This is a genomic window from Accumulibacter sp. (genome assembly GCF_031732815.1).
Classification (GTDB): Bacteria; Pseudomonadota; Gammaproteobacteria; order Burkholderiales; family Rhodocyclaceae; genus Accumulibacter.
The window spans coordinates 1-3,382 of record NZ_JAVMKF010000225.1; the positions used below are offsets into that span (position 1 = coordinate 1).

3 protein-coding genes are annotated in these 3,382 nt (G+C 64.9%); all 3 read right to left on the reverse strand.

From position 1 onward, the window contains the following. Positions 1–230: 230 nt before the first annotated feature. On the reverse strand, positions 231–1,247 hold the full coding sequence (sbnB, locus tag RKP46_RS14075) for a 2,3-diaminopropionate biosynthesis protein SbnB (RefSeq protein ID WP_311107215.1): 1,017 nt from the start codon (positions 1,245–1,247) through the stop codon (positions 231–233). 94 nt (positions 1,248–1,341) lie between these two features. Beyond that, positions 1,342–2,391 carry a 2,3-diaminopropionate biosynthesis protein SbnA gene (gene sbnA / locus RKP46_RS14080; RefSeq protein ID WP_311107216.1) on the reverse strand — a complete coding sequence of 350 codons (1,050 nt, stop codon included), beginning with the start codon at positions 2,389–2,391 and terminating at the stop codon, positions 1,342–1,344. A 96-nt stretch (positions 2,392–2,487) separates the two neighbouring features. Then, on the reverse strand, positions 2,488–3,330 hold the full coding sequence (locus RKP46_RS14085; RefSeq protein WP_311107217.1) for a GNAT family N-acetyltransferase: 843 nt from the start codon (positions 3,328–3,330) through the stop codon (positions 2,488–2,490). Positions 3,331–3,382 lie beyond the last annotated feature (52 nt).

A 3,382-nucleotide genomic window follows, 5' to 3' on the forward strand; every position in this document is an offset into this window, starting at 1 on the left:
CCAGCATGGTGAACCGACAGCGTGCCTAGTCGCCAGGCCCGGCCCGGGCCTGGCCTGGCCGCTGGCGTCCGCTCTCGCGCACCTGACTGCGCTCCCTGGGCTGCCGCCAGCGCCCTGGTCGGGAACGCAGGAAGCATGCCAGGTGCAAGGATGGAGCGGGCCAGAAGCGCAGTTCGGGAAGTCCCTCCACTGGCGACGGCGCACTGGGTGGAGGGGCTTTGAAGGGTGGCTCAGGTGCCGTCGAAGAATTGCTCGACGCGCGTGCCGCGACCGTGTTTTCGCGCGGCTTCGATGACCAGTCGGGCGAGCGCGAGGTCGAGGATACCCAGGCCGAAAGGACTGAAGACGGCGACGCTGTGATCATCGCGCCGTGCGGGCTGAGTGCCGTTGAGGATTTCGGCCAAGGTGCAGCGGACGAATTCGCGGTGGCCAACCTTCTGTTCGGCGAGATGCAATGAAGTCTGCGCGCGAATGGCATGATCGACGTCGTCGACCACGTTGTCGGTGCGCAAGACGACATCGGCGGTCAGATCGCGCAGCGAAATGTGCAGGATGGTCGCTGCCGGGGAACACGCGGAGACGTCGGCAACGGTCGGTTCGACGGCGGTGGTGGCGAAGGAGATGACCTGCGCGCGGGCGAGGAGCGCATTGAGCTCGGACGACGACTCGACGCGGATGTTGCCGACGTGCGGCGCGAGGAGACGGGTGAAACGATCGGCACGTTGCGCGTCGATGTCGTAGACGAGGATGCTGCCGATTCTGCGCTCGAGCGCCAGAATGTAGCGGACGATCTCGAGGTTGATCAGCCCGCAGCCGACGACGCCGAGGGTTTCGATGAAGTCGCCCTGGTGCAGCACGTCGGCGGCCAGAGCAGCGCTGGCGGCTGTTCGTGCGGCGCTGATCAAGGAGCCTTCGAGGACGACTTCGGGACGGCCGGTCTGCAGCGAGTTGATCGCCATGATCGCGGAGGCGCGACTGATGCCGCGCTCAAGGTTGGCGGGAAAGGAAGAAATCCACTTGATTCCGGCGATCTCGTCGGCTCCGCCGAGATAGGCGGGCAGGGCGATGATGCGTTCCTTGACGCGGCCGGGAAAGCGTACGAAGACCGAGTGTGGCAGGCAACTGTTGCCGGCCTGATGCTCGATGTAGGCCTGTCTGACGGCGTCGACGACGGCGCGTTTGCGCCCTTCCAGCAGGGCCTGGATGTCGGGTCCGCCAAGCACCAGGAGACCATTGTCAGTATTCATTTTTTCCTCATTTCCGTAAGGAGTCGTAAAAAGCTTGCGGCGAGCCGCTGCTCGCCGCGGCACGGGTGCGGCCAGGTGGTGGCCGTGCGCAGGGTCAGACGGAAAGCGCCTCGGAGCCCAGTTTCTCCTGCACCCAGGTGTCCGAATAGACGGTATCGAGGTAGCGCTCGCCGCGGTCGGGCAGGACCGCGACGCAGCGCTTGCCCGGTGCGATGGTGCCGTCGGCGGCCAGGCTTTCAATCGCCGAGATGATCCCGCCGGACGAGGCCCCGGCCAGGATCGCCTCCTGCTGGACCAGCCGGCGGCAGCCGAGGACGCAATCGAGATCAGAGACGTGGACCACGATGTCGGCCAGATCGTCCTTGAACAGCTTGGGAACGATGCCGGCGCCGTGTCCGGGGAGCAGGCGCTTGCCCGAAGGCCGACCAAAAATCACGCTGCCCATCGCGTCGACCGCGACGATCTTGGTCTTCATCGCATGGTCATGAACGAAATCGGCGCAGCCGCGCAAGGTACCGCAGGTGCTGACGGCGAGGACCAGATAGTCGATGTCGGTGCCCAGCGTGGCGACGATCTCGGGCATGGTCGACCCGTAATGTGCACCGGCGTTGTCGGCATTGACGTACTGGTTCGGCCAGAAACCGCTCGGCACACTGTCGAGAATCTGGCGCACGCGCTTGAGTCGCGCCATCAGATACTCGCCGGACTCGGGATCAGGCTTGCTGACCAGGTCGACGCGCGCGCCGTAGGCTTCGATGATCCGGATGTTCAGCGTGGTCGTCTTGATGTCCACGACGCAGACCAGGCGCAACCTGAGATAGGCGCAGACCTGCGCCAGGCCGATCGCGAAGTTTCCGGAACTGGACTCGACGATCGTCGTCTCGCGCGTGATGACGCCGGTGGCCAGAGCATGCGTCAGGATGTTGTAGGCCGGCCGGTCCTTGATGCTGCCGCCTGGATTGAGTGCCTCGAGCTTGCCGAACACTTCCAGACCGGATTCCTCGAACAACTGCGCCAGACGCACGATCGGCGTCTGGCCAACCGCTTCCAGCACCGAATTCTTCGGCACGTTCCAGGCCTTGCCCGGCGTCGGCCAGTCGGCCGGTCCCGGCGATACCGCCGATGCGGTCTCCCGCTCGCTCATTGCCAGCATCCAGCGAAGCTCGACCAAGCTGTTGTCTGACGCCACTGAACGCGTGGTGCGCAAGGCGACGGCCGTCGGCCGGGCTTGCCTGGGTGCTCAGGGGGTTGCGTCCGGGACCGGGGCAAGACTGTGGGCTCTGACATAGGTGCTTCTTTCATAAGCGAAAACAAACCCCATCGCAGCGTAGTTTCGATACGATGGATCCTGTCGCGCTCCCGCATGAAGCGCGGTTTCGGTCGTGGCATGGTGGCAGCCCGCCGCCGTGGCGTCGTCGATCCGCGCCGCAATCAGCGCTCGCTGGGCGCGGTGGCCCCGGTACTCGGGCAGCGTGGCATCCCAGCCGAGCCAGGCGACGCCGTCGGCAACGTAGGAAAGCGCGGCTGCTATCGGAGTCTTGCCGTGATAAGCGAGCCAATGGCGCCAGCCAGAGACGCTGCCGGCAGCGGCGAGCAGACAGCGCGCTGCCGCCGGCATGCGAAAGACCGAACAGCAGATCTCCGCCACCTGCTCGTATTGCTCGCTGTTGGCGCGTACGACCGAGACAGTGGATGCGTCCGCTGGCAAGGGGGTATCCAGCGCCCGGTAGTGCATCGCCGTCGGGACGCTGCGCCGCATTCGGCGCGCGCGCAACCAGGCGACGAGCTCCGCTGGCTGCGCACCTGGTGCGACTTCAATCGCATACGACAAGCCGTGCTCCTGATAGATCCCCGCCACCCGCTCAAGCGCAGCTTCGCTTGCCGGTTCACCAACGCCCAGCGCGATGACCCGATTAAGATTAAGTGTATTTCTTACTGCCGGCGCGACAAGCACCTGCGCCAAACCCAGGCGGCAGGCGCTGAACCCGTGCTCTGCGCAGAAGCGCGAAGCCTCGCTCACCAGGCTGCTGTACGCTGCTGCTTCACTGAACTCGACGAGTGCCGAGATCTCCCATGCTTCCATGCCATGACGGTCTTTATATCGGGCTACTATGATACACTCGATAAGCGGCGAA

What these genes read in the sequence shown, in the direction of transcription:
- sbnB (WP_311107215.1), bottom strand. Translation starts at nt 1,247, where the DNA reads ATGAATACTGACAATGGTCTCCTGGTGCTTGGCGGACCCGACATCCAG.
- sbnA (WP_311107216.1), bottom strand. Translation starts at nt 2,391, where the DNA reads ATGAGCGAGCGGGAGACCGCATCGGCGGTATCGCCGGGACCGGCCGAC.
- RKP46_RS14085 (WP_311107217.1), bottom strand. Translation starts at nt 3,330, where the DNA reads ATGGAAGCATGGGAGATCTCGGCACTCGTCGAGTTCAGTGAAGCAGCA.